This is a genomic window from Rhodococcus wratislaviensis (assembly GCF_900455735.1).
GTDB classification, from domain to species: Bacteria; Actinomycetota; Actinomycetes; order Mycobacteriales; family Mycobacteriaceae; genus Rhodococcus_F; species Rhodococcus_F wratislaviensis.
The window spans coordinates 267,240-294,140 of the sequence record NZ_UAUI01000001.1 but is presented as its reverse complement, the minus strand read 5'-3'; the positions used below and the strand labels follow the sequence as shown (position 1 = coordinate 294,140).

Sequence of the window (26,901 nt, the reverse complement as noted above, 5' to 3'; positions counted from 1 at the left end):
CTGCGAAGAATGGGCCTCGCGAGCCCGATCCATCGTGCTGCCGTATCGCCAGGACGGGTTGCCGTCTCCGCCACACGACATTGTGGCGGCCGAGTGGTTATGCTTCGGTTTCCGGTGGTCGGCAGCATCCGGCGCTGGAGACACGTCCCGGCGGCATGCCGTGCCGCCGGGCCTTCCTTAACGGAGGAACGCCATGTCCGCTGAATCCGTCGCCGCCACCCCCGAGTCCGCCGGCGGCCACATCCGATTGACCTCACACAGCGGCGGTGTCGGAGCCCTGCCGATCCACTGGGGAGCACCCACGGCGTCCGAGCGCGGGCCGGTGGTCGGCACCACCACCAACCGCGCCCACCGCAACGTGATCGGAACGCACAGCGGCTCGTACAGCATCTACCGGGCACTGGCGGTGGCGTCGGGCGCGCTGTCGCGCCACCACAAGGCCGACCTCACCAATACCGCGCCCACCAACATCATCGGCCCGTATCCGCAGTGGAGCGAGCCCGGCAAGATCGTGAGCCTGGACCCGTGGGGCGCCACGGTAGCCGAGGTCTTCGCCGCCGAACTGGCGGCCGGTCACGACATCCGCCCCAGCATCGCGGTGACCAAGGCGCACGTGATCCTGCCGGAGGTCATGGAGGCTATCCAGAAAGGTCGTCTGCATCCGGACGGCCGCTTCCTGCTGCCCAGCGGTGCTGCGCTGGTCACCAAGGCGGCGATCGAACCCGTCTGGCACCTGCCGGGTGTGGCGGAGCGCTTTCACTGCAGCGAGACGGATCTGCGCCGCGTGCTGTTCGAGGAGACCGGCGGCATGTACCCCGAACTCGTGACGCGCTCGGACCTCGAGGTGTTCCTGCCCCCGATCGGGGGTCAGACCGTGTACATCTTCGGCGACGCGCGTGACCTGGCCGATCCTGGCGTGGAGCTGACCGCACGGGTACACGACGAATGCAACGGGTCGGACGTGTTCGGCTCCGACATCTGTACCTGCCGCCCGTACCTCACGCATGCGATCGAGGAGTGCATCCAGGGTGCGCAGCGCGGTGGTGTGGGCTTGGTGGCGTACTCCCGCAAGGAGGGCCGTGCGCTCGGCGAGGTGACCAAGTTCCTGGTCTACAACGCGCGGAAGCGCCAGGTGGGCGGCGACACGGCCGATCAGTACTTCGCCCGCACCGAATGCGTGGCCGGCGTGCAGGACATGCGCTTCCAGGAAATGATGCCCGACGTTCTGCATTGGCTGGGCGTCAGAAAGATCCACCGCCTGGTCTCGATGAGCAATATGAAGTACGACGCCATCACCGGCTCGGGTATCGAGGTCGTGGAGAGGGTGGACCTCCCCGCGGATCTGATCCCGGCCGACGCGCGCGTGGAGATCGACGCCAAGATGGCGGCCGGCTACTTCACGCCGGGCGCGGTGCCGGACGCGGACGAACTGGCGAAGGTCAAGGGCCGGGAGTTGGACGGATGAGCGTGATCGGCGTCCGTCCCGACCTGGACACCGGGCGGGCGGAGGGTGCGGCCGCGGCTCTGCGTACCACGTCGGCTGTGCGGGAGCGCGCACGACAGCTGCTGTCCCGTGCGCGCGAGGGCGATTCACTCTGGTTCGCCGTCGACGACGACGCGTTGCACTCGGCCGCGGCCGAGGTTGCCGACGTCACGCGTGCCCGCTATCCGGACCTGAAGATCCCGTACCACAGCCGCTGGCGCCATTTCGAAGCCGGCGGCGTAGACCGCAAGGCCGAGCTGGACACACGGCTGGCTGCGCTGGACGCGCCGGTCCGCGCTCGCGCCATGATCGACCTGGCCGTGGTCAGCGTGCTGCTCGATGCAGGCGCCGGTCCCGACTGGCATTACGACGAGGCAGCCAGCGGGCAGAGCTTCGCCCGTTCCGAGGGCCTGGGCGTCGCGAGCTGGCACGCGTTTCTCGGCGGCCTGTTCTCGAGCGACGCGGCACACCCGCTTCAGGTAGATGCGGCCGGACTGCGCGGCCTGGATGCGAACCGGCTGGCCGAGGTGTTCCAGGCCGGCCCGTCCAATCCGCTGGTGGGACTCGAAGGTCGCGTGCTGCTCCTGCGACGGCTGGGTGAGGTGCTCGGCGCACGGCCCGACGTGTTCGGCTCGCAGGGCAGGCCGGGTGGCCTGTTCGACCTGCTGGTCGCCCCGCAGGGTGCGGCCACGGCGACGGTCGCGGCCCACGACATCCTGTCGCAGCTCCTGACGTCGCTGTCGGGCATCTGGCCTGCGGGCAACGCCATCGGTGCCGAGCCGTTGGGCGACTGCTGGCGCCATGACGCGGTGGCCGGTCCCGGCTTGACCCAGGGCTGGATGCCGTTTCACAAACTGTCGCAGTGGCTGTGCTATTCGTTGCTGGAGCCCTTCCAGTGGGCCGGCGTTCGGGTGGTCGGGGTGGATGCGCTGACCGGCCTGCCCGAGTACCGGAACGGCGGCCTGCTTCTCGACACCGGCGTGCTCCGCCTGCACGATCGGGCCTGGGCTGCGCAAAGCTGGACGGCCGGCGACGAATTGGTAGTCGAGTGGCGGGCGTTGACGGTTGCACTCCTGGACGAACTGGCCCCGCAGGTGCGCGCGCGCCTGGGCGTGGATTCCCGGGCGATGCCGCTGGCCTGCGTCCTGGAAGGCGGCACCTGGGCGGCGGGCCGTGCGCTGGCACAGCGCTCGCGCGGCGGGCTGCCGCCGCTGGTCGTCGTCAGCGACGGCACGGTCTTCTAGAACGAAACGAGGACGAATACATGGGCACGGTACACGTGATCGACCACCCACTGGTGCAGCACAAGCTCACCATGATGCGCCGTAAGGATGCCTCCACCAACAGCTTTCGTCGACTGGCGAACGAGATCTCCGCGCTGATGACGTACGAGGTCCTTCGCGACATCCCGATGCAGGAGATCGACGTCGAGACACCGTTGGAATTCACGACCGGCAAGGTCATCGACGGCAAGAAGCTGGTGTTCGTCTCCATCCTGCGCGCGGGCACCGGCATCCTGGACGGCATGCTGACAATTGTGCCGGGCGCGCGCGTCGGCCATATCGGTCTCTACCGCGACCCCAAAACCCTCGGAGCCGTGGAGTACTACTTCAAAATGCCCGGCGATCTGCAGGAGCGCGACGTGGTGGTGATCGACCCGATGCTGGCCACCGGCAACTCTGCCGTGGCGGCGGTGGAGCGGCTGAAGGAATGCGGCCCCAAATCCATCAAGTTCGTGTGCCTGCTGACCTGCCCCGAAGGCGTTGCCGCCCTGCACAAGGCGCATCCCGACGTCCCGATCTACACTGCCGCCGTCGACCGCCAACTGGACGAACACGGCTACATTCTGCCCGGCATCGGGGACGCCGGCGACCGCCTCTTCGGCACCAAGTAGCAGGCGCTGTCGTCACAGGGCAGTGGTTTCCGGCGCTTCGAGTTCGGTGTCCGGGTGGGTGGGGAATCGCAGCGCGAGTGCTGTCTTGATCTCGACGTGACGCAGCAGGAAGGCGCGCTCGTCGAGTCGCTTGCGCCGCAGCCAGCCGGTGACTTCGTCATTGCATTTACTGGCGTTGCACGAGCCGCAGGCCGGGGCGATGTTGTCCAGGGTGTAACGCCCGCCGCGGGACAGTGCCTGCACGCAGTCGCGTTGCAGCGGCTTGTCGGTCGCGCCGCAGTACGCGCAGCCACCCCACGCCTCGGTCAGCGCACTCCACTGCTCGGCGGTGAGGTCGTGCTCGACACTCTCCATCCGACGCTTGCGTTTACGGGCGCCCCTGGCCCTGCGACTCCGGTTGACCGCCATCGCCCCAGCGTAGGACTCGGGACGGGTCAGCCGGTGACAGGGGCACGCTCTGCTCGAAGCTGAACACGTTCTCCGGGTCGTAGGTGGCCTTGACCTCGCGCAACCGCTCGCGGTTCGAGCCGTAGTACTCACGTTCCCATTCCGACTCGGCGGCGTTGGGCACGTTGACGTAGGCGCCGTCGCCGTAGGGGCGCAGTGCGCGCCAGAAGTCGGTCGCCCAGCCCAGCGCCGTCGAGTTCAGGGCCGGGTCGTTCCAGGCGGCGCCCGGCTCGCAGTAGAACAGCGCGTCACGGTGCGGGAACGCGGATCCGCCGGGCGGCGCCTTCCGCACAGCCCCACCGAAGCTCGAGCAGAAGAAGTTGCTCGGCGGACTGGGCGTTTTACCCATACGGCGGACGATCAGATCGATCGCCTCGTCAGGGAAGGGGCGGGTGACGAACTGCGAGTAGAACTTCCAGAGTGCGACGTCGTTCGGCCCCCTGTCGACCTCGCCGTACACGGTCGGCCAGGCGTCCTCCGTCACGCTCACGTCGGGATTCCCGATCGTCAGCAGCGAGCGCAGCTGGTCCTCGAGTTCTCGCCGCGAACCGCCGTACATCAGCGCAGACAGTTCGACCGCGCTCGAATCCACCTCGAGCGCGCTGGTCAGCCGCTCGTCGGCGACCGGAGCGTCGCGTTGCCACGTGCGAAGCAGGGCGGCCAGGTCGCCGTGACCGGTCCACCGCGCGACGAGGAATGTGACGTTCGAGAGCTCGTGAAGCCTCAACGTGTAGGACGTCGCAATCCCGAAGTTACCGCCGCCTCCACCACGGCACGCCCACAGCAGGTCGGAGTTGCTGTGCTCGGTGGCCTCCACGATCTTCGCCGAGCGCGAGCCGTCGGCCACCACGACCTCCGCGGCGAGCAGGTTGTCGCACGCCATGCCCATGCAGCGGGTCAGCAGCCCGAAGCCACCCCCGAGAATCACACCACCGAGACCGACGCCGCCCTCCGAGCCGGTCGGTACGACGAAGCCGCGTTGCCCGAGGGCCGCGACCGTCTCCTTCTGCGTCAGACCCGTCCCGACCGTCGCCGTGCGTGCCGTTTCGTCGATCACGATGCTCTTCATCCGACTGACGTCGACGACCAGCCCGCCGTCGATCGACGACCAGCCTTCGAGGCTGTGGCGGCCGCTGCGGGCACGCAGGGCGATGCCTTCCTCGCGAGCCCAGCGAACCGCATTGATCACGTCCTGTGTGTCACAGCAGAACACGATGGCCTCGGGGTACCGGGAATACAGGCGGTTCCAGCCGACCCGCGCCGCCTCGTAGCCGGAATCGCCCGCACGGACCACCTCACCCGTCAGCTTCGCGACAGTGGCAGTCAGGGGCTTCACCTCACGATCAGTGTGAGAAGACATCGGCGTCTCCGGGCTCGGTGTCCAGTACCTCGCGTTTGAAGATCAACAGGTAGGCGAAGTACACCCCGCCCGCGAGGAGCAACCCGACCGCTATCAGGATCGAGGTCACGGCACTCGAGGGCGACACGATGACGAACAGCACGACAGCCGACCAGACCAGCGCACCGATCGCGACCGGCATTTCGAAGCGACCGAGATCGAACGCGCCCTCCTTACGATCCAGTCGTCTCCGCACCGCAAGATAGAGGACGATGATCGCGCCGTAGAGGACCGCCGAGATGACCGTCCCGACCGTGAGCAACTCCAGCAGTGCGCCACCAGGCAGCACGGCCATCAGGACGACTCCCACGACGACGATCAGGATGGTCGCCGGAATGGGTGTCTGCGTACGCGGGTTGACCCGGCGCATCAGTCGGTAAGCAGGGAAACGTGCGTCGCGCGACATCGCGAACACCATCCGCGAGCAGGTGGCCAGGGTCACCATCCCGGCGCCGAAGAATGCAAACGCGATCGCGACCAGCAGCGTCCTCTCCATCACCGGACCCAGTTGATCGCGCAGGATCGCCGCCACCGGCGTGTCACTGGCGCTCACCCGGGGGATATCTTTGATCGCGATCGTGAGCGCGATCAAGAACACCAGTCCCAGCACTGCCGCCGCCACGACCGATCCCACGATCGCGCGCGGGACGCTGCGAAACGGATCCTTGGCCTCTTCAGCCATATTCGCCGCGGAGTCGAAGCCGACGAGCGTGGCGAGCCCCATGATCATCGCAGCCATCAACCCGCCGCCGACAGCGAAATAGTTGGGGGCGCCCTCGGTGATACCGCGCGAGGTGAGGTTGTCGACCGAGCCCTCGCCCGTGATCGCCACAGCGACGAAGAGTCCGATTGCCAGCACCACGACGATCACCAGTTCGAGCCCCACCGCGCCCGACGTGATCAAGCCGACGAGGCGCGTCGAGAACACGACGAGCACCGCCTGAACAAGCACTACGACGAGCGTGATCACGCGTGCCGTGTCCTCGTCGGGCTGCATGCCGAACAGCGGCATGAGCGCGGAGCTTGCCATCGCGTTGTCGACCGTCACCACGCCGAGCGCCAGGTAGCAGAAGGTCAGCCAACCGAACAGCCAGCCGACTTTCGGGTTCGCCAGCCGCGAGGCCCATTGGTAGGAGGAGCCGCTGAGTGGGATGCGGGCCGCGAATTGGGCGATCACCAGCGCCACCAGGGTCTGCCCCAGTGCCACGATGACCCAGAGCCAGATTCCCACCGGCCCGGCGTCTCGGAGTACGTCGTCGTAGGTGCCGAAGATCCCGACCGCCACCGAGATGAATGCGAACGAGACGGCGAACACCTGAAAGGAGCCCAGGGTTCGCTTCAGCTCCGGTTTGTAGCCGCAGTCTTGACATTCTTGATCGGCGTTCTGTGCGCCCATCACGTTTTCTGCCGTCATCTCGGCCGCCTCACGTTCAATCGGGAACTGCGGAGAAGTGGAATCGTTCGAAGAGACCCGTCACAACGAGGCTCGTTCCGCGATCAGAGCGAGACCGGTCTGTTTTATCGTCCTCCTCGAGGGTGCGGATGTCATCGATGGTTCGTCTGTCTAAATACTCCGAGACGCGCACGGCACGCGTCATCGCACACGTCTCGGCCGCCGAGGCCATTGGCCCCGGCGGCCGCGAGACTGTACTAGTGATCCTGAGTGAGTCGGCGTCGCACCAATGTCACATCCAGGGCATGTCGGGATCGAGCGAGTGGGAGATCACGCCGTCGTCGGGCTCGAGGGGGTAGTTGACCTGGTGGATGGTGGCGCCCTGCTGGGAGTGCACGGAAGCGGCGGCGGGGCCGAAGAGGGATGTGCCGCCGGGCTCGACCAGGGTGGTGCCGGGCTCGACGAGGGTTACCTGGTCGGGCACGTCCTCGTCGGGGGCGTCGCAGGCGACCATGGGCCATGCGTTTGCGCAGCCGATACGGTCCCTGACCTCGACCTTGTACGGGGAGAGTCCGGATTCGGGGGAGACGACTTGCGGGAACGTCGACTGGGCGGGTGCGGCGGCGGCAGTGGCGCTCTGGGCCATGAACATTCCCAGTCCGAGGGCGGCGCCCGTTGCGGCTGCTGCGGCGATGCGTGTCTTCGTCGAGTTCATTGCGTTGCTCCTGAGTGTGGTGTGTGGATTTCCGTGTCCCCTTGTGGACGAACACCAGTCTTCGCCGGAACGCGGGCCCGGCAACGCCCCCTAAAGGGGTGATCGGCCATCCATCCAGGGGTGGATGTTTGCACCCCAGGGGGAGTTCCGAATGCGTGAAAGGGCAGTGGCCTATTGCGGCCGGGACGTCAGAGATAGAGGTCGACGAGGGTACTGATCACCGACCAGTGCGTGGTTCGTGCCCGCACGGTTCTCAACTCGGGGTAGACGGTGCGGAAGGTGCGCGCGAGGGCCACGCTGAGTCCGCCGGTGATGTCGGGCAGCCCCGAGCGGGTTTCGGTGGCGAGGATGCCGTCGAGAGGCGGGTAGTCGGCCAACCGTTCGACGATCGGGTCAACCCGAAGGCTGGGGCCGAGCTCGCGGAACAACCCGATGTTCTCCTGCAACCCTCTGGTGATCGGCAGGTCGGTGGGTTCGACGATGTGCCGGTGCTGGGCCGCCGCGCTCTCCTGCGCGACGAGGAGCAGGTCGTAGAGTTTCGCGGTGACGACGTCGTCGAATCGGTGAAAATCGTCCCTGACGACGCCGAGGCTGGCGACGTCCCGGAAGATGTCCGCGAACTGGTCGAACGTCATGAGCGCCCCGTGGCTTCCGACCTCCGCACGTTCCATGAGGTGATCATCCTCCGCGATGCGGTCACACATCCGGCGAACCGCGCGCACAGGGTATGCCGTTGTCCGGCACGACGTCCTGCGTCCGGTGTGAGGGCCGCCCTGTCCACGCTCCGGACGTGAGAACCGGGCCCATGTGGCCTGCTCATGGGTTGTGCAGGACCACGAACAGCGAGTACAGCGAAAGATATGACGTCGACGAAGTGGACGCGGTGGTTGCCGTTGGCCGCCGTCGCGGTGCTCGTCGTCGTGCTCGCGGCGAGCGGGACGATTCCCGTCTGGCCGGGACTGCTGCACCTGGTCGCGCTGCCGCCGCTGGATCAGTTCGCGGACCTGCGACTTCTGCTGGTGCGTACCGCCTCGTGGCCCCAGTTCCTGGTGCTGCTGGCGGTGGTGTCGGTCGTGCGGGTCATGCTGATGGCCTGGCTTCTCGGTGGACTCGATGCCCGACGCCTCCGCTTCGCCGCGATGTTCTACGCGACGGCGTTCGGCCCTGTACTCCTGGCGACGCTCGGTGACGCGACCGCGTACGCGACGCTGTATTCGCGGGCGTTCTGGCCGGCGGTAGGGCTGGTCGGACTGCTGGTCGTGATACTCGGCCCGGTCCCGTGGCAGGGCGGGGTCACCCTGCGCGGGGCGATGGCGCGGGCGTGGCGCCGCGGCCTGCGGATCGAGGTGATGGTGCCGTACTGCGCGGCGGTCCTCGGGCTCGGCGCTCTGGCCGACCGGGCCCCGGCCGTCACTGTGCTGCTCGTGCCGATTTCGGCTGCGGCGACGGGGCTGACGGTGTGGGCGATGGACCGTGCGCCGCTCACCCGGCCCGTCACGGCGCTCGCTGCCGTCCTCGTCGCGTTGACTGCGATGTCGGTGGTCTTTGTTCAGACACGACGCTATGACGATCCGGAAACCGGGTCACCACAGGCCGGTTCGCTGTTCATCATGTCCGGAATCAATTCGCGTTCGGGGCAGGGGAGCATGCACCGGGCGGACGTCCACCGGCTGGGTTACGAATGCGATCAGGTCTACTACTTCTCCTACGCCGGCCCCGGTGACGGACAGCCTCAGCGCGACTCGACGTGTCCGATCAGATCGGGGGCCCCGTACGAACCTGCCGACACCCAGCGGCCCGTCGAGGAACAGGTCTCGCTGTTTGCCGAACAGATCGTGAACCTGCAGCGGCCGTTGACCGTTGCCGCACATTCCCACGCCGCCTGGATTGCGTGGGAAGCGGTCGCCACGGGTCGGGCGCGGGTGGATGTGCTGGTGCTGGTGGGTGTCTTTCCGGAGACCCCGCTCGGCTTTCCGCCTCCGGATGTCGACCGACCGGGCAGGGTGTTCGGCGACCTGTTGCGGTGGGCGGCGCCCGTGACCGACGTCGTCTTCTTCCACTTCGACCCGGACACGCCCGCGGCACGGCAACTGCTCGGCACCGCCGGCAGCGCACAAGCCATTCTCGGCGAGCCGCTGCCCGGGGAGGTGCGTGTTCTGAGTATCACCTCGGCTGCCGATCTTCCGCTGATGCCGCACGGCTGGAGGCTGGACGTCGAACGCAATGGCTGCCCGGTCCGCGCCGCACACTCGTCGCTGCCCACATCGGCAGCCTTCGACGACGAGGTGATCCGGTTCCTGGACCACCGGGATCCTCCACCGTGCCCGATGTCGCGGGACTGGGGTGCGATCGTGATGCGCGCGTTCGGCGTACCGCCGAGCGGGAGCTGACGGACACAGGTGCGCCCCGGCGGTCCGGATCGACGACACCGAATTGTGTCGAAGCGGACGAGGCGATTTCTCGGACGCCGGAGTGCGCCGCGGAGTTAAATGAATGACGCAGGCGTAATGGATTTCGGCAGCGAGTAAGCCCAACTCAAGGTCCGCCGCCGCCCGCTCCGGTCGCGTCTCAACCGTGCGGGAGGCATAGCGTCGGGGTGCGCGATGATCGAAGCAGTGACAGGGCTCCTTGCGAGGAGAACCGAACCCGCCGATGTGCGATCCGACTCACCCGATCACATGGATCACGACGAACGTGTCGGCGGCGTCGCACTCCGAAGACTCCTTGCGGTGGCGACGTTGACACCAGCGCAGGCCGCGCTGCTCGTCGCGGATGCGCTCCATCAGCTCGAATTGGCGCGTGGCGAGGGGCCCTACCCGCTCCGCCTCCGGGGCGTGACGGTGTCCGACAGTGGCCAGCTCACGATCGAGTGCGCGGGCAGTGCGTCCCGGCACGACACGAACGAGGAGGTGGCCGAGCTTTTCCGAAGTATCGCGACGAACGGCCGCGATTCGGCACTGGCCGACCGGTTGCACGAATCGCTCGCCGAAACAACGGATCTGGATGCGTTGGTGCAAAGGGTTCGTCGAGCGATCGCACCGGACGTCGACCCGGCCGAGGAGAGAAGGCGGCGCTGCCAACTCGCCGGGCTCGTCGCGGCCACCACGGGACGGCCGCGTCCTGACAGCCGGGTGGTGGGGGAGCGGGCGGACGTCGAGGACTGGCCCTTTGTGGCGGCCGGACCCACCCTCGCGCCGTCAGGATGGTTCCCGCCGGTCCGGGATCCGTGGCATCGCAAGAGGAGACGGCCGTCGCGGCGGCAAGGAGCAGTCGGCCTGATCGCGATCCTGCTACTCGTCGCTGCAGCGTGGATGGCTCCACGGGTGTGGTCGGAGCTGCGCCGGGGATGGGACGCCGTCCTGAATCCCGTGAATCCCACGGAGCAGAATCAGATTCGGGCCGTGTCGCCGCCGCCTCCACCGGAACCCCCGGCTGATCAGCCGGCGCCGCCGACGATCGATGCCGGCCGGCCGCCGCCGCCCGTCGACGTCGGTGCCCCCGCGAGCGCGGGGCCGATCACCCTCGTCACGGTCACGCGCGCCAACGGGGAGTGCCGGCCCGGGCAAGCATGCGCGATCCGCGTCGACATGCGCCTCGATCCGGCAGCGGCTGTCGGCGCCGTGACCTGGAAGGTCAACGTGTACGACCGCTGTTCCGGCGAGGCGCGGGCCACCAGTGACGTGACACTGCCCGTTCAGCCCGGATCACAACAGGTGTACGGCATCGTCCGGACGGATCTGCCGCCGGGCGCCGCGCTCGCCGTCGCAGCCGTCACCAGCGCCCCGGCGACGGCCGCGTCCGAGCCGCTGCTGGTGCCCGCCGAAAACGCTCGCTGCTGAGCGCCGGGGGGAGGGGTGGGATGCACGACGGCAAGCACGACGACAAGCACGAATCCGACCCGTGGATCGTCGGTGCGGCGATCGTTCTCGTTGTGCTCGGCCTTCTGAATTTGCTGTCGACAGGGAAGACGGCAGATGCTGTTCGCCACACGCTCTTCGCCGTTGCCGGTCTCGGCATCATGTATGTGGTGTCCCGCCTGCGGATGAGTGATCTCCGCGCCTTCGGCTGGGCGGTGTTCACCGTGGCGACCGTGTTACTGGCGGTCGTGCCGCTCGCGGGGGTCGCGACCAAGGGTGCTCAACGTTGGCTGGACTTCGGCGTATTCACCGTCCAGCCGTCCGAACTGGCCAAGCTCGCTCTGGTTCTCGTGCCCGCGAGCATGCTCGCCGTGGGGTTCACCCTGGCACGATTCGTCGCGACCCTCGTGATCGCGGGCGTGCCCATCGCACTCGTCGCACTCCAACCCGACCTGTCGACTGCCGTCGTCCTCGTTGCGACGGCGGGATTCATGCTCATCCTCGCCCGGGTCCCGCTGCTGCCTCTGGTTCCGCTGTTCGTGCTGGGTATCGCGTCGCTTCCGCTGGCCGTGCTCTTCCTCCGTCCCTACCAGCTCGAACGGGTGCACGTGTTCCTGTCGAGCAACGCCGACCCCGCCGGCGCGGGATGGGCCGAGTTGCAGGCGAACATCGCGATCGGTAGTGGTGGGCTGTGGGGTCTGGCGCGTGACCCGCTGTACGACGTGCGGGCCGAGTATCTACCCGAATCGGAGCACGATCTCGCGTTCGCCAGCCTCGTGTACGGGTGGGGTCTGATCGCCGGCCTGGCCGTCGTGGTGGCGACCTCGGTCATCGTGTGGCGGGCAGCCCTCGCCGCGCGAACGGCACGGACCCGGGAGGCTGCGCTCGTCGCGGCCGGGATCGGCGGACTGTTCGGGATCCACGCGCTGGTGTCGATCGGTCAGAGTCTGTCGCTGCTGCCCCACACCGGGATGCCGATTCCCCTCTTCAGCTACGGGGGTACGGCCGCCATCGTCGGATTCGCCGCCATCGGACTGATACTCGCGGTGCGCAGAGACGGCGTCGCGCGACCCCTGTGGGCCCCGGATCCCCGACGGCGGCGCCGACCGCGCGGAATGTCGGCGGGCACCCTGACGATGACCGCGGCACTCGTCGCGATGTCGATGTTCGCCTGGCAGTTGCAGCACGACCGGGGTGCTGAATTTCGGGCGATGAGCGACCAGCAGATGATGCGGTGCATCCGCCTGCCAGCAGAGCGCGGGCTGATCCTCGACCGCAACGGTGTTCCTCTTGCGGTCAATGTCGCCGAGTATGCGGTGGCGGTGGTCGCTCGGATGTTCGAGGAGAACGACGACGACGCCCGCAACCGGCTCGCCGCGCTGCTCGGCACGTCCCCCGGCGGGTTGGCGGACCTGATCGACGCCGGTGGCGAGGGGGAGTCTCAGGTGGCCGTGGGCAGAGTCGCGCCCGACCAGGCTCGGCGCATCGTGGATGCGCGACTTCCCGGTGTGCTCGTGGTGCCGTCCGGTCGCAGGCAGTATCCCTATGGTGCCGTGCTCGCTTCCGTCCTCGGCCACGTCGGGGTCGCCGACGCCGACGACATGGAACGCTGGCCGCATCTGGCGCTCGGGTCACGGGTCGGCAAGGCGGGACTCGAGAAGCAGTACGACGCTCTGCTCCGCGGCAGCGACGGCAAACAGTGCATCTACGTCGATCCATCCGGGCATCCGGTGGCCACCGGCGAACGCGTGGACCCGGTGCGGGGCCACGATCTGCGCTTGCACCTCGACATCGGGGTCCAGAACCTGGCCACCGACGCGCTCGTGGAGGCGATGCGAACCAGCAAGGGCGACCTCGGTGCCGCCGTCGTGATGGACGCGCGGACCGGAGCCGTGCTGGCCCTCGCCAGCGTCCCGGGGGCCGACAACAACGTCTACGGACCTCCGGCCGACCTCGTCGCCCTCGCGGCGCAGAGCCAGACCCCGGGGCCGAGCCCGTTGGTCAACAACGCCACCCAGACCGCGGTCCCGCCCGGTTCCACCTTCAAGATCGTCGTCGCGGCGGCGAATACCCGATACCCGGTTCTGTCGCCCGACACGGTGATCGACACGGGCGCGGCCTACACCTACGGTGGCCACACCTTCCGGAACTGGCAACCGATGGGCCCGCACAATCTGCTCCAGGCGATCCAGTGGTCCGACAACGTCTACTTCTACAAACTCGGTGAACTCCTGGGCCCGGAGAAGATGGCGGACGTCGCGGGGCAACTCGGCGTCGGCCGTCGTTCCGGGATCGATCTGCCCGGCGAGGCCGAGGGATTCCTCGGCACCCCGGAGAACGTCGGAAGCATCGGGGCCACCTGGTATCCCGGGTCGACCCTGTTGATGGGTATCGGGCAGGGCACCGTCAGCGCGACCCCGATCCAGGTTGCGCGCTGGACGTCGGGCATCGCCACGGGTGCGATGGTGACGCCTCAGCTCGCGGCCGCATACGGGTCGGAACTGACCCCCATCCCGACAGCGGAGCCACAGCGCCTACCGTTCGCGGACCTGCTCGGTCCCGTCCGGGCAGGCATGCGGGCGTCCGCGTCGGCCGGGACCGCCGGGCAACTCGCGGACCTCCCCGTACCGGCCGGCGCGAAGACCGGCACGGCGGAGGACCCGTCGGCGCCCGGCGAAGGACTCAACGCCTGGTTCTCTGCGGTCGCGCCGTTCGACGCCCCCCAGATCCAGGTGTCGGTGTTGATCCGCGGCGGTGGCTTCGGGTCGGCGACAGCGGGCCCCGTGGTCAAGAAACTCCTCGAACACTACTTCCCGCGACCGCCCGCGCCGCCGCCGAATCGGTGATCAGGCGCTGTAGGCGGCAACCACCTCAGGGTGCACCAGACACGCCGTAGCGCCCTCTGCGACACAGGTGAGTGGGCGCTCGGCCGTCTTCACCGGGAACCCGAAGGACTCCTCGAGCAGCTGGGACAGACCACGCAGCATCGCCCCGCCGCCGATGACGAGGAGTCCTTCCGACATCACGTCGCCGATCGCCTGGGGAGGAAGGTCCTCGAGACACTCGGTCAGTGTCTGGACGATTCCGGTTGTGGTCGGACGCAACGCATCCACGATCTCCTCGGTCTCGAGTGTGACGAATCGCGCCCGGCCGGTGACTGCGTCGCGGCCCTCCACGACGAGTGACTGCCCTTCGTCGGTCTCCGGTGCGCCCAGTTTCGCCCGCTCGGCGGTGAGTTCGCCGACCACGATCTTGTGCTCCGACCGCAAGTACTGGTACAGCGCGTTGGTCAGTTCATCTCCCGCGAGTCGGCAACTGCGGTGGGAGAGAATGCCACCGAAACAGATGGCGGTGATTTCCGAAGTGCCGCCACCGATGTCGACGACGAGGTGGGCCCGTGGCTCGAGCGGGTTGATCCCGCAGCCGAGGGCACCCGCGACCGGCTCCGGCACCAACCCCACTTTCCGCAGGCCCGCCTCGTGTCCGACCTCGAGCAGTGCCCGACGCTCGAGCGGGGTTGCGCCCGCAGGGACCGAGATGACGGCCTTGGGACGCAGACCGTATCGCCTGGCCGAGGAGACCCGTTTGACGACGGCCGTGACGAATGCCCGCGCCGACTCCAGGTCCACGATCACCCCGTCACGCAACGGTCGAACCGGCGTGATTCCGATAGGAGTGCGGCCGACGAGACTTCGCGCCTCCGTGCCGATCGCGAGAGCACGATGCGGATCCTTCGTTCGAACGAGCATGAAGGACGGCTCGTTCAGTACGATGCCGTCGTCGGGAGTTCCGACGACAGTGTTGGCAGTTCCGAGATCGATACCAAGTCCACCCACGTCGGCCTCCAGAGGGATTCCAGCGAGATGGATCTGATGTTACGCAGCGGCAGCGTCATTCGGAAGATAACGCGCGACACCAAAGACGCCGGACAACGTCAGGACGGCAGAGGGCCTTCCTCGGTGCGTCGTCGTGCCCGCTCCCACGGCCAGGTCATCAGCGCCCACACGACGAGAATCAGCATTGTCGCGGTCACTAGGTACACCGGCCAGGGACCCAGCACGTCCAGGAGGGTCGCGGTGGCGGGCTTTCTGTTGAGGAAGCCGTAGTTGGTTCCGGCGATGCTGTTGAACGTGAAGGTAGCTGCCGCCCACACGACCGTGACCAGGACCGTGAACCGGTAGCTGCGCCACCGGGGCCGCATCCTTCGTCCCCACGTCAGATAGATGGCCGCCCAGACCACGAGCAGATGAATCGCCCAGAACGCGAGGAACTGGTAATGGGGAAAGTCCGGGCCGGTCAGAACAGGCGAGATCAACGCCTGGGTGCTCAGCACGAGTCCCCAGTAGTACGTGAGTGCGTAGGCCCACTGCGCCCGGGACCACAGCGCACAGGCCGCCGCCACGGTCGCGAGATCGGTGAGGCGCAGCGGTACCGAGTCGGCGATCGTGGGCGGAATCGAGAAATGAACCAGCGTCGCGCCGTATATCGCGGCCGTCAGCACCGCAAGGACGCGGCCCAGGCGTCGGGCCTGCGATTCGGTCTGCCTTCGTCCGAGCCAGACCAGAATCGCGGCCCCCACGACGAACAGCACGATCATGGCCCAATAGGACGGTCCGTACGCCGTGAATTCCCTTTGCGAGGAGAACACTCTCGTTCAGCTCCGCACTGTCGTCACACGAAGTCGAAAACCGGTGGGAGAACGCCGACCATCAACGCCGCCCACACGCCGAAGACCGGGAGGTAGCGGGTCTGCCAGCGTTCGGTGGAGCTGAATCCGCGGCGGCCGCGAAGGAACCCGACGATGAGATGAGCCGACCACGCCAGGTTGACGAGGAGGACCAGATTCATTCCGAGCGCCGCCACCTTGTTCGGGGTGAAGCCGAATTCCGCGATTCGCGTGAGCATGGCGAACAGCATCAGCAGATCGACCGCGAGGGCACTGACGACGAGGACGAGTTGGAGGCGGTCGAACAGGTCGGGCGGCAGGTAGGGGTCACGGGCTGAGATCGCGTACAACAGCAATCCGAGGACGACGACGAGGATGAGATCCATCAGGATCAACAGATTTCGGTCGACGTCGACGACGCTGCCGGTCGTCGCGAATGCCGTCAGCAGCACCAGCAGCATGAGAGTCGTCAGGGGGGTGAACACGCGGGTGAGGACTGGGGCGATGTTCTCGACCACATTCTGCTTCGCCTCCACGAGCCATGCGGCGACGATGACCGCGCCTGCCGCCCCGAACGGCAGCACCCAGTCCTCGATGAACCACTCGACACTCAGGCCGAGTGCGTCGAACGCACCGATCGTCAGGCCGATGAGGACGCCGCCGCCGAGGGCGAGGAGGGTCAGGTAGACCACCCATTCGCCGGTGAAACGGATGAAGTCCATTCGCCGCCGATCCGATCGCCACTGACCCCCGACGTACGCGAGGCCGACGGCGAACCACAGCGCGATCGGTGCGTGGATCGCCGCGATCACCTCGGTGGAACCGTTCGACGCGAACGGGAAGACGTTCAGAAGTACCGCCGCCAGAACGAACGGCACCAGTAGTACCGCGGCGAGGCGGGGCGTCACCTGACGCTTCCAGGCGAAGTACGCGGCGAGGAACGGGAGAACGAAGAGGCTGAGGTTGCGCGCGAGGTCCTGCTCGTCGAGCGTCGCGACGCCGGCCTTGACCGACAGTGCCGCGCCGACGGCGAGCCCGAGAACGACGAACAGCTCACGCGTGGGGCGAGTGCCATCGCCATCCGACGCGGCGGGCATCAGGACGAGTTGCTTCCACAGCCGATCGGAGTGCTCGCGTGCGAACTCGCGGGAGATGTCGTCGACGTTGCCCATGCGTTTGACCGCGACGAGGAATGCCTCGTCGGCCTTCAGCCCGGCGGCGGACAGGTCCGAAATTTGATCGCGTAGATGGTCTTCCATCTCGTCGGTGTCGGCGGCGGATATCGCGTGACGGCGTTCGACGTAGCCCCGCCACTGACCGATCTGCGATTCCAGCTCCTTGTCGGTATCCATCACGTCCATCCTTCGGCGGAGGCGGGGGGCAGCTGGACGGAGCGCCACACCTGGCTCAGAGCGTCCGCGACGACGTCCCATTGGGCGCGCCGTTCCGCGAGCATCTCCCGGCCGGCAGCGGTGATCGTGTAGTGCTTGCGTCTGCGCCCGCTGTCGGAGGCTCCCCACGACGCCGACACGTATTCCAACCTTTCCAGACGATGCAGGAGGGGGTACAACATTCCGTCGGTCCACTGAATCCGTCCGCCGGACAGGTCGTTGACTCGCTTCAAGATTGCATACCCGTAGGACTCGCCTTCCGCGAGAATTCCGAGCACGAGGGGAGTGGCCGAGGCCGCCACCAGATCTTTCTCAATATGCATAGAACCCCTATCCCTAGATCTGCTAGTCATCAAAGTAACAGATCCGGTCGCGGGTCGGTGGGCTGCCGGCGAAAGCCGCAAGCGACAACCTGGGGTTGACGCTGCCGGATCGTCAACCTAGAGTTGACGCATGGAGAATTCGGACCGCACGACCCCACCCATCCGGCTCGACGAGCTCATCGATGCGATCAAGAAGGTGCACGCAGAAGCCCCGCTCGAGCAACTCACCGACGCGGTTCTCGCTGCGGAACACCTCGGTGAACTGGCCGACCATCTCATCGGTCACTTCGTCGACCAGGCTCGCCGCTCGGGGGCATCGTGGACCGAAATCGGCAAGAGCATGGGCGTCACGAAGCAGGCCGCGCAGAAGCGGTTCGTCCCCAAGGACCCCGGGCAAGCCTCCGACCTCGATCCGAATCAGGGATTCAGTCGGTTCACTCCGCGCGCACGACAGGTGGTGGTGATCGCTCAGAACGAGGCCAGGGCCGCTCGCAACGCCGAGATCCTGCCCCAGCATCTCGTCCTCGGACTCCTGACCGATCCCGAAGGGCTCGGCGCCCGGGCGATCGCCGCGCAGGGGGTGGAACTGGATTCGGTCCGGCACGCCGCAACCGCGACGCTGCCCCCCGCGGTCGAGGAGGTGCCCGCACTCATCCCCTTCGACACTCAGTCACGCAAGGCGCTCGAACTGACATTCCGTGAGGCGCTTCGTCTGGGGCACAACTACATCGGCACCGAGCACATCCTGCTCGCCCTGCTCGAGGTCGAGGACGGGGTCGGTGTGCTCACCGGACTGGGTGTGGACAAAGTTGCTGCCGAGGAGAACATCGCCGCAAACCTCGCCGCCATTGTCGCCGCCCGGGAAAAGGAATGACCTCGCAGGATCTCCGTCACCCGTGCAGTGCTCAGGTGAACGGCGTCCCGCCGGTCACGCCGAGCACTTCTCCGGTGACGTAGCTGGATTCGTTCGATGCGAGGAATACGTACGCGGGTGCCAGTTCGGCCGGCTGGCCGGGCCTGCCCAGAGGCACGTCGTCCCCGAATTGCCGATAACCGTCGGCGGGCATTGTCGCGGGGATCAGCGGCGTCCAGATCGGCCCCGGTGCAACGGCATTGACCCGGATTCCTCGTTTCGCCACATCAGCCGCCAGTCCTTTGGTGAAGTCGATTATGCCCGCCTTCGTGGTGGCGTAGTCGAGGAGCCCGGGAGACGGATTCATGCCCTGGATCGACGAGGTGTTCACGATCGTCGATCCAGGTTCCATGACGGCGACGGACTTCTTGCACAACCAGAACAGCGCGTAGAGGTTCGTCCGCAGGACACGGTCGAACTGCTCGGTGGTGATGTCGGCGATACCACCGGTCTGCACCATCTGAAAGGCGGCGTTGTTCACGAGGATGTCGAGACCGCCGAGTTCACGGACCGTCAGGTCGACCAGGGTCTGACAGTGGTCCTCCGACGTAATGTCGCCGGTCGCGACGACGCCTCGCCGGCCGGCTTCTTGCACCAGTCGCACCGTCTCCCGCGCATCCGACTCCTCGGCGTTCAGGCAACTGACGACGACATCGGCGCCCTCGCGGGCAAACGCGACCGCCACCGCTCGTCCGATGCCCGAATCCGCGCCGGTGATCAGGGCACGGCGGCCCTCGAGGCGACCGCTTCCCCGATAGGACCTCTCGCCGTGGTCCGGGGCGGTCACCATGTCGGAGGTCAGTCCCGGATGCAGTAGCTCCGGTTGATGTTCGCGATCGGGAGCGGGGTACTGCGTAGTGGGATCCTGCCGGGTGTACTGGTCGGCCATTCTCGTGCCCTTCTTCGTATTCGGTCGAATCGGCAAGCAGGACTGATGAATTCGTCGAATCAGTGATGCGCTTCCGTTACGCTTACCCCTTCGAGAGCACACGGAAACCGTCAGGGCAGGGGACCGGTGTGCGACAGTGTGGTGTTTGTGCGTAGGTCTTGGGTGTCCTTGCCCGGGGAGGCGCCGAACAGGCGGCGGTATTCGCGATTGAACTGTGAGGGGCTGTCGTAGCCGACGAGATGCCCTACGCCCGCGACGTCACCGGGATGGGCGACCAGCATCGAGCGGGCTTGTTGCAATCGAATGCGTTTCTGAAACTGCAAGGGGCTCATGGCCGTGACGGCTCGAAAGTGCCGGTGAAACGCCGAGGCACTCATGCTGGACAGCCGTGCGAGGTCGTCGATCCGCATCGGCTCGGCGTAGTTGTCGCGGATCCAGTGGATCGCCCGGCTGACATGCGACAGGTCGCTGTCGGCCATCCCGATCTGGCGCGTCGCGCTCCCGTGTGGGCCGGTGAGCAGCCGCCAGAGGATCTCCTGCTCGATCAGCGGGGCGAGCACGGGCGCGTCCGCCGGATGATCGAGCAGTCGCAGCATCCGGGCCGCGGCGTCGAGTAGATCGTCATCTGCGTCGCCGGTCTCGATCGCCTGCGGGCCGGCGGTGCCACGGGACCACCGTTCGGTGGGGGCCTGCAACACCAGTGCGGCGATGGCGGCCGGGCGCAGCACCAGTCCCATGGCCAACGACGGGGCGCCGTCGCTGATGTCGATGTACTGGCCGGTGACAGGCAAGTTGGCGGTGACGACAAGGCATTGCCCTGCCCGGTACTCGAACACCCGGTCGCCGAGCAGGAGTCGCTTACCGCCTTGGGTCATGATCACCAGCAGTGGCTCGGTCAGCGAATACTCCGGCGCCGCCGACTCGGCCGTCACTTTCGACAACAACAGCCCATCGATCGGCGTCTGCAGATCCGGCCGGGCATGCACCGTGATGCTGCCGCGGATCTCGTCCAGCAGGTCGGGAGAGTTACGCACAACTCACGAAAGCATCCGCGTCGCTGTCCGGCAACCCGATCGTCGCGACATCGGCAGGATCGTGCAATCCCCAGCGCCGATCGATCTACCACCGGTACCGCAGTTCGCGTTTCGATGGACGTGCACATTCCGACAAGCAAGGGAGCAGATCATGCGACTCGACCAGTACGTCACACTCGGCCGCTCGGGACTGCGGGTCAGCCCGTTCGCCCTCGGTGCGATGACCTTCGGCGAGGATGCCGGCGGCGCGGGGTGCAGCGCCGAGGAATCCGAGAAGATCCTCGCCACCTACCTCGACCTCGGCGGAAACTTCATCGACACCGCCAACTTCTACACGAACGGCCACTCGGAGAAGATCCTCGGCGACTTCTTCGCCGCCCATCGCGGTCTGCGCGAGCGCGTGGTGCTGGCATCGAAGTTCTTCGCGAACCTCTATCCCGGCGACCCGAACGGCGGCGGTGCGGGCCGCACGGCCATCATCGCCCAACTCAACGAGACGCTCCGGCGCCTGCGCACCGACTACGTCGACGTGTACTGGCTGCACAACTGGGACCGCCACACCCCGATCGAGGAAACCCTGCGCACCCTCGACGACCTGGTTCGCGCCGGCAAGATCCGCTACATCGGGATCTCCAACAACCCGGCGTGGGTGACCGCGCAGGCCCAGACCACAGCGCTGTTGCGAGGATGGACCCCGCTCATTGCGCTACAGGTCGAGTACTCATTGCTGGCCCGCACCGTCGAAGGCGAACTCGCGCCCCTCGCACTCGATCAGGGCATGGCTCTGGTGCCCTGGAGCCCACTGAAGAACGGATTCCTGTCCGGCAAGTATCGGCGCGGCACCGAGGTCACCGACTCCGCGCGCACCGTCTTCGTCGGCGGTCCCACCGACGCCGAGTTCGTCGTCATCGACGCCGTCGCCGCAATCGCCGACGACCTCGCGACCACCTCGGCTGCCGTCGCACTGGCCTGGCTGCGCGCGCGATCCGGGACAGTCGTTCCCATCCTCGGCGCCAGGCGAGTCGAACACCTCACGGACAACATAGCCGGGCTGGAGGTGACGCTCAGCCCCGAACACCTCCGCGCGCTCGACGACGTCTCGGCGCCGACGTTGAACTACCCGGCGCCGATGCACGGCGAGCAGCGGGCGATGCTCCAGTTCGCGGGCACCACCGTGGACGGGGAATCGTCCACCGTGTATCCACCACTGCTGCAGAGCGACGTCCGCTACTGATGGGCCGACGCTCAGCACCTACCTGCAGCACCGATGAAGTCCGGAATCTCGCGCGGTCCTACCTTGCGCGGTCCTACGCTGGTACGCGAGCGACGGAAGGCGGATGAGTAATGCTGCTGCAGAACCGCACCACGATCGTCCACGGTGGAAGTGGCGCCGTCGGCTCCGCGGTCGCGCGGGCGTATGCGCGGGAAGGCGCTGAGGTGCACCTCACCGGACGCACGCGAGCCACACTCGAGGACGTCGCCCACCGCATCAGGGACGAGGGCGGGACTGCCCACGTCGCTGTTCTCGACGCGGTGGACCGGAACGCGGTTGAACGACATGCCGCGGCGGTGGCGGACAAGAGCGGCGGCATCGACGTCTGCTTCAACGCCACCTTCAACGACGACATCCAAGGCACGCCGCTCGTCGACATGCAGGTCGGTGACGTCATGCAGCCGGTCGCCAAGGCGGTCACGTCGACCTTCACCGTGGCGACGGCCGCTGCGCGCCACATGGTGGGACGCGGCACCGGCGTCATCCTCGTCATGGCCGGCGGACGGGAGGCGATTCCGAACCTCGGTGGCTCCCACGTCGCGTGGGCCGCACTCGCCGGCCTGTGCCGGCAGCTCGCCGCCGAGCTCGGTCCGCGGGGTGTCCGTGTCGCCTGGCTGCTGTCGCCGGGCTCCCCGAAACCGGGCGAGCCCGACCCGGACGCCACCCGTCTGCTGCTGCCGCGTCGCCCGAGCTACGCCGATGTCGCGAACGCTGCCGTCTTCGCCGCCTCCGACTGGGCCTCGACGATGACCGCGACCGAGATCAACCTCACCGGGGGCGCTGTCGTCGACTGACGCGGGCTGGAGGATGTACGAACGCTCACAGGCACACTCGTCTCGAGGAAACCTGGCGGGGTCGGTCACCACCGAACCCGTGAGTATCGACAGGGAAGTGATGTGAGTCCGGTGGCGCGCGTCGCTGAGGACGGTACCTGGAAGATCACCCGTAGCTGGGCCTGCCCGGTCACCGGCGCCTCGAGCCATACCCCAGGAGGACAGGATTGCGGACGGCGCTGGCGCCCTCAGCAGTCGAACACTGACCAGCAGATGTCGTTCCGCAATCGCTGGTCGTCGAGTACGAGCTCGCGAATCGCTTCAGGGAGCTGGTCACGCTGCCACCGGCATTCACGTCGTCCTGCCGCCTCGCCCTCACCCTCCGGCGCGGCAGCACGCGCGGCTTTGATCGCATAGGCGGCAGCACCGAGTTCATGCGCTGCAACGTGCGCGACAGCTCCGGCCTGCCCCGCAGCGTATGCAGCGTGCCGTGCTGCACCACGCAGGTCCCTGGCCGCGCCCATCGCATGGCCGCCCGCCGCGCGGGCCTGCATCATCCTGACCTCCCCGCGCACCCAAGCGCGGGCGTGCTCGATCGCCTGACGCGGTCGTGGGTCGTCAGGCCGAGTCGACTCGAACAGGTGTAGGACGTGCTCCGCGCACGATGCTGCCCACAGGGCCAGAAGCTGGTGATCCGAGTCGGTGAGGGTCCCACCGCGGCGGACGGTGACGAAGCGAGGGTCTCGGACCTTCGGGAGGATCATGGCTAGAAGTTCTATCACTTGCATCCACCACAACACCCGATCGCGGCATGCCGGTCAGAGGGAACTTTCCAGGTCAGGTCGGCTGCTTGACGGGGTGGGTACATGGACGGACTCAGACATGCAGGGTGGGCTGGTAGACGAGCTCTTGGATGTTGCCGTCGAGTGTCCGGCTCTCGATCAGCTCGAGGTCGAAGTCGGCCGCACCCTGGAAGATCGGGTCATCACCGGTCTGACCTGTGATCACAGGGAAGAGCGTCACCTGCAGGCGGTCGACCAGGCCGGCGGCCATCAGCGCCCGGTTCATCGACAGGCTGCCGTGCGAGCGCAACGGCACCTCGGACTCCTGCTTGAGCCGGGCGACGACGTCGACCGCGTCACCGCTCACGACGGTCGCGTCCGGCCAGTCGAGAGGTCCCTGCAGGGTGGTCGACACGACCGTTGCCGGCAGGCTCCTCATCCGAGTGACCCATGGGTCGCGCACCGACTCCTCGGTGCTCGAGGCCAGCAGCTGCGTGAACGTCCGATAGGTGTTGGCCCCGAAGACCATCCGCTGTTCTGTCTCGTACAAGGCAAGGCGGTGGTCGAGCAACTCGGGGCCTTGCTTGCCCCAGTAGCCACCCCAGTCGCCGCCGCTGATGCCGCCGTAGCCGTCGAGGCTGGAAAAGACGTCGAAGGTGTAAGTGGCGGTCATGATGCTCTCCTCGGGTGCGGTTGATCGGGTCTGTGGATACAGACAGGAAAGCTCGGCGAAACTCATCGCCGTTCGACTCTTGGCGTCCGGCCGCCCCGGATGCCGCCCAGAACTCGAACACAGCAAAGCGTGGTCGGCAACACGGCAGGCAGGGAAAGGGGTGGCCCGCCGATCCACAGGTCGTGACTATTCCTCCTTCGTGGATCCTCGCCCTTGTGGTGTCGGCCCTCCCCGGAATCGTCGTGCTCTGGTGTCCGAGGACTCGAAGGGCGGGCCGCTGTACCTGGTGACGGCTCTACCGATCGGCCCACGCGACGAGGGGTTTTACTGATCCGAGGCGACGTATGAGCCGGTCGGTCTCCATGTCATTGTGGCTGCTCCTGGGCGGGCTAGTTGACGCGTGGTCCCCGGACGAGTTCGGCGTTGCGCGGCGGGAAAGGCTCGCCATTGTTGTATTTGCGTTCGAGAACGGCGAGGTAGTGGGCCAGGGCTTCGTCGACGAGGTCGGACCAACTGTCGGGGGCACCGGCGATGTGGCCGATGGCCGCGACGGCATTCTTGCCGTTCTCGACCTTGGCGCGGTTGATGCAGACGGATTCCTGCTTCTTGTCTGCGGGGACCCGTGTGGTGGTCTTCTTTTCCTCGCCGAGGCCCACCGGCCCCGGTTGGGGTTCGGCGACGGTGGCTGCTTCTCGAGCGACGTCCACGCACTGTTCGACGAGGTTCGGCAGTCGTGGCTTGCGGCGTTCGAGGGGGTTGCTGGCGAGTCCGGGTTTACGTGTCACGCTCGTGAGGAGGTCCTTGCGACGGGTTCTCGAGTACGTCCCGTCCTGGTGGGCGCCTGTGCGGGCCTGGTGGCGGCGTTCGAGGGGGTTGTTGGCGAGTCCGGGTTTACGTGTCGCGCTCATCAGAGGTCCTTTCGACGAGTTCTTGGGCGGCGTCGCGGTAGGCGCGGGCCGCGGAGGAGGACGGTGCCCACCTGACGACGGGTTCTTCGGCGCTGTAGCTTTCGCTGACACGGACGGACTTCGGGATGATGGTGCGCATCGTCTGGTCGGGGTAGGTCTCGCGGAGCGCGGCGAGGACCTGCTGGTCGATGACCTGGCCGAGTTCGACGCGGCCGCACAGGATGTGATTGAGCCGTGCAGTGGGGTTGAGCAGTTCGACCTGCTGAGTGATGTAATTCTCGATCCGCATGAGCGCTTCGAGTTCCATGGCTCCCGTCATGACAGCGGCGAGCACTTCGGTGCAGGCGACGAGTGCGCTGATCGTCAGGTGGTCGAAGTCGCCGGGGCAGTCGAGGAGATTGAAGTCGACTTCGGGGGCGCTGGCGAGGGTTTTGCGCAGGATGCCGTGTGCACCGGGCTTCTTGAGGAAGTAGGGACCGACGGAATCGAGTTCCTTGGTGGCAGGAACGAGGTGGATCCCGGACGCGGTGATGGTGGTGGCTTCTTCGATGCTCGCCACCAGCATGAGTACCGACAGGACATCGTTGTCGACGGCTTCGGGTGTGGCGCCGAGCCAGGTGGTGGCGTTGCATTGTGGGTCGAGGTCGACGACGCGGACGGTGTAGCCGGCTTCGACGAGGGCTTGGGCGAGGTTGACCGCGCTCGTGGTTTTGGTGGAGCCGCCTTTATGGTTGACCACTGCGATGGTGCGGGTCATGTGGGCCTGTCCCTTCGTGTAAATATAATGACGTAGCTCAAGATACTTAACTTGGTCGAGGCACGCGGATGACCCGCCGATAGAGGTACAACGCCGAGGACCGGATCATCACAAGGTCGAGCCGTGTGCCGGAGCGATCGGTGTCCAGCTACCGATGTGTTCGAACGCCCGAGCTCCTGACCGAGACAGAGATTCCCGCCGCTTGCGTTGAGCGGTTCACGCTGTGCGTGCCGCTGGTGGCAGTTCCGAAGTGTGCGGAAACGCAAGGTGCAGCGGTGTCGCCGAGGTATGTACCGTCGCTTCGGCCGCAGTGCCGACCTGGGTGCCTGCCTCGTCGAGCAGCACTACTCGGCCTTCGCGCACCGTCATCGGTGCACTGTACTTCTCGAGCGACTCCGCCGCGTCCGGTCCGAATCCGGCCGGCGGCGAGGCCGACCCCTATTTTGCCGGCAATATCCGCCGAACCGCGCGAATCGTGGCGGCGGGGGTCGCCGGATGCCAAACCTCGCAATCAGCGTAGGACCAGGCGTACGTCGGACTACCGTCACAAATGCAGTCGAGTAGCCCCGGCTCGTCGAGTTTTTCGGCTGACCATTCGTACAATCGCTGCAGTCGCGGCCCGATCAGGCCGTAATCCAGCATCTCGCCGACGTTGTGCTCAGCGGCGACATATGCCGCGACGTCGTCCCCGAGGGGATATCGGTCGGGGAGGACCCGAGAGAGGGACAGGAAGATCCCGGTCATCGAGAGGCGGGGATCTCCCAGAAGAGGACCGGCAGGCGCGAGCGGCCCGAGCGCCAGTCGCGGCGCCGCGACCAAGGCATGGGCATAGAGAACACGGAGCAGTACGACGTTGAGAAAGAAGCGCTCCGGACGGCTCTCGGTGCAGGCAAGGTCGCGATGGTCCAGGTAGGCGGAGGCGATGCTCGCATTGTGGGCGCGGTACCACGTGCGTGCGGTCGGATCGGCGACGAACCGCATCCACAGATCGACCGTGTGCGAGGACGGCGTCCCTCCCATTCCGCCGCTCCGGGCAACAGCCTCGCAGCCGTCGCGGATCAGCCGCTCGTTGACCGCTCGCCACCACGGACTTCCGGGCGGCATTGCACCGAGCGGCGCCAGCACGCCGCGGCGAATCTGCCAGCGCATGAACGACAAAGCCGCCCGACGGAACGGCAGGTGCCGGGGTGCGCTGCCGATCGGACCGTGATAGGTACGGGCGATGAGCTCGTGACGGGCTGCAGGATCGTCACGCACGGCATGGACCTGACTCAGCGCCCACTCTGCGGCGGAAGGTCGAGAACTCACGCTCCCTATTGTCGGACCCACGG

The 26,901-nt window shown here is 66.9% G+C and carries 26 protein-coding genes; 9 read left to right on the top strand and 17 right to left on the bottom strand.

The genetic code is table 11. The annotated features are described in order from the left end of the window. Window positions 1–193 precede the first annotated feature (193 nt). From DTA22_RS01325 to upp, 3 genes are read left to right on the top strand one after another with little or no spacing between them, the layout of a single operon-like run. Window positions 194–1,465, top strand: coding sequence for a GTP cyclohydrolase II (locus DTA22_RS01325; RefSeq protein WP_112298273.1), 1,272 nt, complete (start codon window positions 194–196; stop codon window positions 1,463–1,465). After that, window positions 1,462–2,727 (top strand): URC4/urg3 family protein, encoded by a 1,266-nt coding sequence (locus tag DTA22_RS01320; RefSeq protein WP_112298272.1) that lies wholly within the window; start codon window positions 1,462–1,464, stop codon window positions 2,725–2,727. The genes DTA22_RS01325 and DTA22_RS01320 overlap by 4 nt, the downstream gene beginning before the upstream one ends. Before the next feature lie 20 nt (window positions 2,728–2,747). Continuing rightward, window positions 2,748–3,377 carry a uracil phosphoribosyltransferase gene (gene upp, locus DTA22_RS01315; protein WP_005246597.1) on the top strand — a complete coding sequence of 210 codons (630 nt, stop codon included), beginning with the start codon at window positions 2,748–2,750 and terminating at the stop codon, window positions 3,375–3,377. Between the two features lie 12 nt (window positions 3,378–3,389). On the opposite strand, the gene DTA22_RS01310 is transcribed toward upp, so the two are convergent. The 5 genes from DTA22_RS01310 to DTA22_RS01285 all read right to left on the bottom strand — a co-directional run bounded on the left by DTA22_RS01310 (window position 3,390) and on the right by DTA22_RS01285 (window position 8,002). Continuing rightward, window positions 3,390–3,731: an HNH endonuclease gene (locus DTA22_RS01310; protein ID WP_037233907.1), complete on the bottom strand. Its 342-nt coding sequence runs from the start codon at window positions 3,729–3,731 to the stop codon at window positions 3,390–3,392. A gap of 13 nt (window positions 3,732–3,744) precedes the next feature. Beyond that, window positions 3,745–5,184 (bottom strand): FAD-binding oxidoreductase, encoded by a 1,440-nt coding sequence (locus tag DTA22_RS01305; protein WP_174233727.1) that lies wholly within the window; start codon window positions 5,182–5,184, stop codon window positions 3,745–3,747. After that, window positions 5,168–6,637, bottom strand: coding sequence for an APC family permease (locus tag DTA22_RS01300; RefSeq protein WP_037233903.1), 1,470 nt, complete (start codon window positions 6,635–6,637; stop codon window positions 5,168–5,170). The genes DTA22_RS01305 and DTA22_RS01300 overlap by 17 nt, the downstream gene beginning before the upstream one ends. A gap of 271 nt (window positions 6,638–6,908) precedes the next feature. Then, entirely contained in the window at window positions 6,909–7,331 is a 423-nt protein-coding gene (locus DTA22_RS01290) for a hypothetical protein (protein ID WP_112298269.1), read from the bottom strand. Between the two features lie 188 nt (window positions 7,332–7,519). Beyond that, on the bottom strand, window positions 7,520–8,002 hold the full coding sequence (locus DTA22_RS01285; RefSeq protein WP_037234037.1) for a DUF1931 family protein: 483 nt from the start codon (window positions 8,000–8,002) through the stop codon (window positions 7,520–7,522). 189 nt (window positions 8,003–8,191) lie between these two features. Here DTA22_RS01285 and DTA22_RS01280 point away from each other — a divergent pair, with 189 nt between their 5' ends. The 3 genes from DTA22_RS01280 to DTA22_RS01270 all read left to right on the top strand — a co-directional run bounded on the left by DTA22_RS01280 (window position 8,192) and on the right by DTA22_RS01270 (window position 14,034). Next, window positions 8,192–9,721, top strand: coding sequence for a hypothetical protein (locus DTA22_RS01280; RefSeq protein ID WP_112298268.1), 1,530 nt, complete (start codon window positions 8,192–8,194; stop codon window positions 9,719–9,721). Window positions 9,722–9,934: 213 nt separating this feature from the next. Beyond that, window positions 9,935–11,170 carry a hypothetical protein gene (locus DTA22_RS01275; RefSeq protein WP_112298267.1) on the top strand — a complete coding sequence of 412 codons (1,236 nt, stop codon included), beginning with the start codon at window positions 9,935–9,937 and terminating at the stop codon, window positions 11,168–11,170. 20 nt (window positions 11,171–11,190) lie between these two features. Next, window positions 11,191–14,034 (top strand): FtsW/RodA/SpoVE family cell cycle protein, encoded by a 2,844-nt coding sequence (locus DTA22_RS01270; protein ID WP_112298266.1) that lies wholly within the window; start codon window positions 11,191–11,193, stop codon window positions 14,032–14,034. On the opposite strand, the gene mreB is transcribed toward DTA22_RS01270, so the two are convergent. From mreB to DTA22_RS01250, 4 genes are all read right to left on the bottom strand, one after another. Next, the gene (mreB, locus tag DTA22_RS01265) at window positions 14,035–15,024 is read right to left on the bottom strand and encodes a rod shape-determining protein (RefSeq protein ID WP_037233890.1); all 990 of its coding nucleotides are present in this window, start codon (window positions 15,022–15,024) and stop codon (window positions 14,035–14,037) included. It abuts the gene before it with no gap. 98 nt (window positions 15,025–15,122) lie between these two features. After that, window positions 15,123–15,836: a YwaF family protein gene (locus DTA22_RS01260; protein WP_112298265.1), complete on the bottom strand. Its 714-nt coding sequence runs from the start codon at window positions 15,834–15,836 to the stop codon at window positions 15,123–15,125. Window positions 15,837–15,859: 23 nt separating this feature from the next. Beyond that, entirely contained in the window at window positions 15,860–17,206 is a 1,347-nt protein-coding gene (locus DTA22_RS01255; protein WP_037233886.1) for a permease prefix domain 1-containing protein, read from the bottom strand. Then, a complete protein-coding gene (locus DTA22_RS01250) occupies window positions 17,206–17,568 on the bottom strand; it encodes a PadR family transcriptional regulator (protein WP_037233884.1) in 363 nt (120 codons plus the stop codon). Before DTA22_RS01250 ends, DTA22_RS01255 begins: the two co-directional genes overlap by 1 nt. A 130-nt stretch (window positions 17,569–17,698) precedes the next feature. Between DTA22_RS01250 and DTA22_RS01245 the strand changes: the two genes are divergently transcribed. After that, window positions 17,699–18,442, top strand: coding sequence for a Clp protease N-terminal domain-containing protein (locus DTA22_RS01245; protein WP_037233882.1), 744 nt, complete (start codon window positions 17,699–17,701; stop codon window positions 18,440–18,442). 31 nt (window positions 18,443–18,473) lie between these two features. Here the strand turns inward: DTA22_RS01245 and DTA22_RS01240 are convergent, their stop codons facing one another. Together DTA22_RS01240 and DTA22_RS01235 are read right to left on the bottom strand one after the other, a co-directional pair. Next, on the bottom strand, window positions 18,474–19,370 hold the full coding sequence (locus tag DTA22_RS01240) for a glucose 1-dehydrogenase (protein ID WP_037233880.1): 897 nt from the start codon (window positions 19,368–19,370) through the stop codon (window positions 18,474–18,476). Between the two features lie 110 nt (window positions 19,371–19,480). Continuing rightward, complete coding sequence (locus DTA22_RS01235; RefSeq protein ID WP_037233878.1) at window positions 19,481–20,404, bottom strand: AraC family transcriptional regulator; 924 nt, start codon at window positions 20,402–20,404, stop codon at window positions 19,481–19,483. 151 nt (window positions 20,405–20,555) lie between these two features. Here DTA22_RS01235 and DTA22_RS01230 point away from each other — a divergent pair, with 151 nt between their 5' ends. Continuing rightward, the gene (locus tag DTA22_RS01230; protein ID WP_112298264.1) at window positions 20,556–21,638 is read left to right on the top strand and encodes an aldo/keto reductase; all 1,083 of its coding nucleotides are present in this window, start codon (window positions 20,556–20,558) and stop codon (window positions 21,636–21,638) included. Window positions 21,639–21,748: 110 nt separating this feature from the next. Continuing rightward, entirely contained in the window at window positions 21,749–22,471 is a 723-nt protein-coding gene (locus tag DTA22_RS01225) for an SDR family NAD(P)-dependent oxidoreductase (protein ID WP_112298263.1), read from the top strand. 227 nt (window positions 22,472–22,698) lie between these two features. Here the strand turns inward: DTA22_RS01225 and DTA22_RS01220 are convergent, their stop codons facing one another. From DTA22_RS01220 to DTA22_RS01195, 6 genes are all read right to left on the bottom strand, one after another. Then, window positions 22,699–23,214 (bottom strand): putative immunity protein, encoded by a 516-nt coding sequence (locus tag DTA22_RS01220; protein ID WP_112298835.1) that lies wholly within the window; start codon window positions 23,212–23,214, stop codon window positions 22,699–22,701. Between the two features lie 112 nt (window positions 23,215–23,326). Beyond that, window positions 23,327–23,905: a dihydrofolate reductase family protein gene (locus DTA22_RS01215; RefSeq protein WP_112298834.1), complete on the bottom strand. Its 579-nt coding sequence runs from the start codon at window positions 23,903–23,905 to the stop codon at window positions 23,327–23,329. A 389-nt stretch (window positions 23,906–24,294) separates the two neighbouring features. Then, window positions 24,295–24,813 carry a hypothetical protein gene (locus DTA22_RS01210; protein WP_112298262.1) on the bottom strand — a complete coding sequence of 173 codons (519 nt, stop codon included), beginning with the start codon at window positions 24,811–24,813 and terminating at the stop codon, window positions 24,295–24,297. After that, the gene (locus DTA22_RS01205) at window positions 24,797–25,570 is read right to left on the bottom strand and encodes a ParA family protein (RefSeq protein ID WP_037233866.1); all 774 of its coding nucleotides are present in this window, start codon (window positions 25,568–25,570) and stop codon (window positions 24,797–24,799) included. Before DTA22_RS01205 ends, DTA22_RS01210 begins: the two co-directional genes overlap by 17 nt. Before the next feature lie 216 nt (window positions 25,571–25,786). Further along, window positions 25,787–25,939 (bottom strand): hypothetical protein, encoded by a 153-nt coding sequence (locus tag DTA22_RS01200; protein WP_409372683.1) that lies wholly within the window; start codon window positions 25,937–25,939, stop codon window positions 25,787–25,789. 69 nt (window positions 25,940–26,008) lie between these two features. After that, window positions 26,009–26,719, bottom strand: a complete 711-nt coding sequence (locus DTA22_RS01195) for a hypothetical protein (protein ID WP_235214364.1) — start codon at window positions 26,717–26,719, stop codon at window positions 26,009–26,011. Window positions 26,720–26,901: the final 182 nt, after the last annotated feature.

What these genes read in the sequence shown, in the direction of transcription:
- DTA22_RS01325 (WP_112298273.1), top strand. Translation starts at nt 194, where the DNA reads ATGTCCGCTGAATCCGTCGCCGCCACCCCCGAGTCCGCCGGCGGCCAC.
- DTA22_RS01320 (WP_112298272.1), top strand. Translation starts at nt 1,462, where the DNA reads ATGAGCGTGATCGGCGTCCGTCCCGACCTGGACACCGGGCGGGCGGAG.
- upp (WP_005246597.1), top strand. Translation starts at nt 2,748, where the DNA reads ATGGGCACGGTACACGTGATCGACCACCCACTGGTGCAGCACAAGCTC.
- DTA22_RS01310 (WP_037233907.1), bottom strand. Translation starts at nt 3,731, where the DNA reads ATGGAGAGTGTCGAGCACGACCTCACCGCCGAGCAGTGGAGTGCGCTG.
- DTA22_RS01305 (WP_174233727.1), bottom strand. Translation starts at nt 5,184, where the DNA reads ATGTCTTCTCACACTGATCGTGAGGTGAAGCCCCTGACTGCCACTGTC.
- DTA22_RS01300 (WP_037233903.1), bottom strand. Translation starts at nt 6,637, where the DNA reads ATGACGGCAGAAAACGTGATGGGCGCACAGAACGCCGATCAAGAATGT.
- DTA22_RS01290 (WP_112298269.1), bottom strand. Translation starts at nt 7,331, where the DNA reads ATGAACTCGACGAAGACACGCATCGCCGCAGCAGCCGCAACGGGCGCC.
- DTA22_RS01285 (WP_037234037.1), bottom strand. Translation starts at nt 8,002, where the DNA reads ATGGAACGTGCGGAGGTCGGAAGCCACGGGGCGCTCATGACGTTCGAC.
- DTA22_RS01280 (WP_112298268.1), top strand. Translation starts at nt 8,192, where the DNA reads ATGACGTCGACGAAGTGGACGCGGTGGTTGCCGTTGGCCGCCGTCGCG.
- DTA22_RS01275 (WP_112298267.1), top strand. Translation starts at nt 9,935, where the DNA reads ATGATCGAAGCAGTGACAGGGCTCCTTGCGAGGAGAACCGAACCCGCC.
- DTA22_RS01270 (WP_112298266.1), top strand. Translation starts at nt 11,191, where the DNA reads ATGCACGACGGCAAGCACGACGACAAGCACGAATCCGACCCGTGGATC.
- DTA22_RS01255 (WP_037233886.1), bottom strand. Translation starts at nt 17,206, where the DNA reads ATGGATACCGACAAGGAGCTGGAATCGCAGATCGGTCAGTGGCGGGGC.
- DTA22_RS01250 (WP_037233884.1), bottom strand. Translation starts at nt 17,568, where the DNA reads ATGCATATTGAGAAAGATCTGGTGGCGGCCTCGGCCACTCCCCTCGTG.
- DTA22_RS01245 (WP_037233882.1), top strand. Translation starts at nt 17,699, where the DNA reads ATGGAGAATTCGGACCGCACGACCCCACCCATCCGGCTCGACGAGCTC.
- DTA22_RS01240 (WP_037233880.1), bottom strand. Translation starts at nt 19,370, where the DNA reads ATGGCCGACCAGTACACCCGGCAGGATCCCACTACGCAGTACCCCGCT.
- DTA22_RS01230 (WP_112298264.1), top strand. Translation starts at nt 20,556, where the DNA reads ATGCGACTCGACCAGTACGTCACACTCGGCCGCTCGGGACTGCGGGTC.
- DTA22_RS01225 (WP_112298263.1), top strand. Translation starts at nt 21,749, where the DNA reads ATGCTGCTGCAGAACCGCACCACGATCGTCCACGGTGGAAGTGGCGCC.
- DTA22_RS01220 (WP_112298835.1), bottom strand. Translation starts at nt 23,214, where the DNA reads ATGATCCTCCCGAAGGTCCGAGACCCTCGCTTCGTCACCGTCCGCCGC.
- DTA22_RS01215 (WP_112298834.1), bottom strand. Translation starts at nt 23,905, where the DNA reads ATGACCGCCACTTACACCTTCGACGTCTTTTCCAGCCTCGACGGCTAC.
- DTA22_RS01210 (WP_112298262.1), bottom strand. Translation starts at nt 24,813, where the DNA reads ATGAGCGCGACACGTAAACCCGGACTCGCCAACAACCCCCTCGAACGC.
- DTA22_RS01205 (WP_037233866.1), bottom strand. Translation starts at nt 25,570, where the DNA reads ATGACCCGCACCATCGCAGTGGTCAACCATAAAGGCGGCTCCACCAAA.
- DTA22_RS01200 (WP_409372683.1), bottom strand. Translation starts at nt 25,939, where the DNA reads ATGACGGTGCGCGAAGGCCGAGTAGTGCTGCTCGACGAGGCAGGCACC.
- DTA22_RS01195 (WP_235214364.1), bottom strand. Translation starts at nt 26,719, where the DNA reads ATGCGCTGGCAGATTCGCCGCGGCGTGCTGGCGCCGCTCGGTGCAATG.